This window comes from Streptomyces hokutonensis (genome assembly GCF_000376565.1).
Classification (GTDB): domain Bacteria; phylum Actinomycetota; class Actinomycetes; order Streptomycetales; family Streptomycetaceae; genus Streptomyces; species Streptomyces hokutonensis.
The window spans coordinates 1-2,239 of the sequence record NZ_BARG01000159.1 but is presented as its reverse complement, the minus strand read 5'-3'; the positions used below and the strand labels follow the sequence as shown (position 1 = coordinate 2,239).

Below are 2,239 nucleotides of genomic sequence, written 5' to 3'. Positions count from 1 at the left end.
TGCGGATGAGTACCGCCCAGGCCACGGCCAGACCCACGTGAGCCCGCAGGCGCTGCACCCTGGGGCTGGCGAACTCCACCAGCAGGAGCATCGAGAACGAACCGAACGCCGCGAAGGTCGCCATTCGTCGAGGAATGCAGCACCTGACTGCACAGGGCGAACAGAGCGGGCATCACCAGCGCGGTGCGCGCGGCGCGGCGAGTCGCCACCAGTCCCGGGTCATGGTCGCGCAACCAGGTGGGGATCCGCCCGGGCGGGACGCGCCAAGGAATCGCCATGCGCCGCGCACCTCCTGTCGGCGCAACACCCACGTACCCCACCGCTCACGAGTGTCCGGCATGCACGGTGCCCGCACACCGCGCCGTCGCGCCGGGCAGGGACGAAACCGAACCCGGTCGGCAGATCGTGGGCTGCGAAGGGTCGGTCACGGTTCGATAACGAAGGCCCGCGGAGTGTGCGCTGCGCGGAGTTCCGGGGCGTGGGGGTGGTGGAACGGCGGTCGGGCTCGCCCGGCGAGTGAGGCCCTCGGACCTTCTCTCCCCTACGAACGTGAGGATGGACCATGCAGCACCACAAGTTGGGATTCGCCGCTGTCGGCGTCGCCGCCGTGGGCCTGTGCGCCGCGTTGGCCACGACGGCGCTCGCCTCGTCCGACCACGGAAGCACAGTGCAGAACGTCAAGCACGCGCAGACCGTGGTCAAGGAGGCCGCGAAACCGAAGGCGGCCTCCGACGCCAAGATCAAGGACCAGCCGTCCGCGTCCGAGCTCAACCGACAACTCGTGCAGATCCAGAGGGAGATCAAGGTGACGACCGGCCGCCCGACCAGGGCCCAGGTCGCCGAAGCCGACAAGTTGGTCGGGCAGTTGAAGGCGCAGGGCAAGGCCACCGCCGCGCAACTGGCGTGGCTGGCGCTGACTCCCGCCGAGAAGCGCGTGGAGGCGGCACCGGTGAACGTGAACTGAGTGGAGCATGACAGTGGCGGTGAGCGGGGACAGCAGGCCGGTGTGACGGACTTCGAGGAGTTCTACCGGTCGGCGTACGCGCGGCTGGTCGGTCAGCTGTTCTCGGTCACCGGCAGTCTCGAACAGGCCGAGGACGTCGTACAGGAAGCGTTCGTCCGGGCCCTGGACCGTTGGCCCCGGATCCAGGCCTACGACGTGCCCGAGCTGTGGGTGCGCCGGGTGGCGATCAACCTCGCGGTCAGCGAGATCCGCCGGTTGCGCCGGCGTGCCGCGGCTCTGCTGCGCCTGGGTGCCCAGCGCCCGCTGCCCCACCTCACGCCGCAGACCGTCGAGGTCGCCGAGATGCTGCGCCATGTTCCGGTGAACCAGCGCCCGGTGCTGTTGCTGCACGACGTACTGGATCTGCCGATCGAGCAGGTCGCCGAGCAGCTGGGCCTGCCGGTGAGCACCGTGCGCGGCAGACTCGCCCGAGCCCGCGCGAACCTGGCCCGCCGTCTCGCCGCCGATCCGGAAGGAGCTCTGTCCCACCATGGCCGACCCTGAACACGGACTTCGCCGACTCGTCGAGGAGGGCACGCGGGCCGCCCGGCAGCCGCCCCTCGCGGACCTGCGGCGCAGGGCCCGGCGCCGCCGCACATTCCGCGAGGTCGCGATGGTCACAGCCGTGGCCGCCGCGGTGCTTGCGGCCTTCCCCCTGATCACCCGGGAACGTTCCGGAACCAGCACCCCCGGTCCGACGGCGCCCCACACCCCCCGGCCCACGGTGACCGGCCCCTCCAAGCCTCTGCTCGCCTCGCCGTCCGAGACCGTGCCGGGCGGCACGATCACGCTGACCGGTACGGACTGCGCCCCCGGGAAGTCGGTGACCGTCGGGATCCGCTGGGACCGCGGCGCGAAGCTGAACCTCTCCATGGAAGAACAGAAAGAGTCACCGGGGCAACCGCAACCAACCGCCACGGCCGCCGGGACATACGAGCTGTCCTCGGTCAGTGCACTCGCGACCGGGTCCTTCGAGGCCAGAGTCAAGATCCCGACCACCCTCGCGGTCAACAAGCCCACGCTGTGGGCCCGTTGCCAGACTGCAGCCCCGTCCCACCAACTCACCCAGAACGTCTCGATCGTCGTCCGCAGCCCCTACCAGTAGGACTCCGCTGAGCTCGCCGGATTGTTTGCGGGCGCAGGGTGCGGGTGAGTGCGGTGCCGGGGAGGCAGCCGTTGATGAGGTCGGGTCGGAGTTGGATAGGACGCAGGCCCTGGCGCAGGGTGGGTTCGGGA

At 70.3% G+C, this 2,239-nt stretch carries 3 protein-coding genes; all 3 read left to right on the top strand.

Features of this window, described 5'->3' with window-relative positions:
• The first annotated feature begins 562 nt into the window (after positions 1-562).
• The 3 genes from SSP08S_RS54470 to SSP08S_RS54460 are packed head-to-tail and all read left to right on the top strand — an operon-like array spanning position 563 to position 2,108.
• A complete protein-coding gene (locus SSP08S_RS54470; RefSeq protein ID WP_019076038.1) occupies positions 563-964 on the top strand; it encodes a hypothetical protein in 402 nt (133 codons plus the stop codon).
• Positions 965-1,507, top strand: a complete 543-nt coding sequence (locus SSP08S_RS54465; RefSeq protein WP_019076037.1) for a sigma-70 family RNA polymerase sigma factor — start codon at positions 965-967, stop codon at positions 1,505-1,507.
• Positions 1,494-2,108, top strand: coding sequence for a hypothetical protein (locus SSP08S_RS54460; RefSeq protein WP_019076036.1), 615 nt, complete (start codon positions 1,494-1,496; stop codon positions 2,106-2,108). The genes SSP08S_RS54465 and SSP08S_RS54460 overlap by 14 nt, the downstream gene beginning before the upstream one ends.
• Positions 2,109-2,239 lie beyond the last annotated feature (131 nt).

Coding starts and splice junctions, on each gene's coding strand:
- SSP08S_RS54470 (WP_019076038.1), top strand. CDS start 563: ATGCAGCACCACAAGTTGGGATTCGCCGCTGTCGGCGTCGCCGCCGTG.
- SSP08S_RS54460 (WP_019076036.1), top strand. CDS start 1,494: ATGGCCGACCCTGAACACGGACTTCGCCGACTCGTCGAGGAGGGCACG.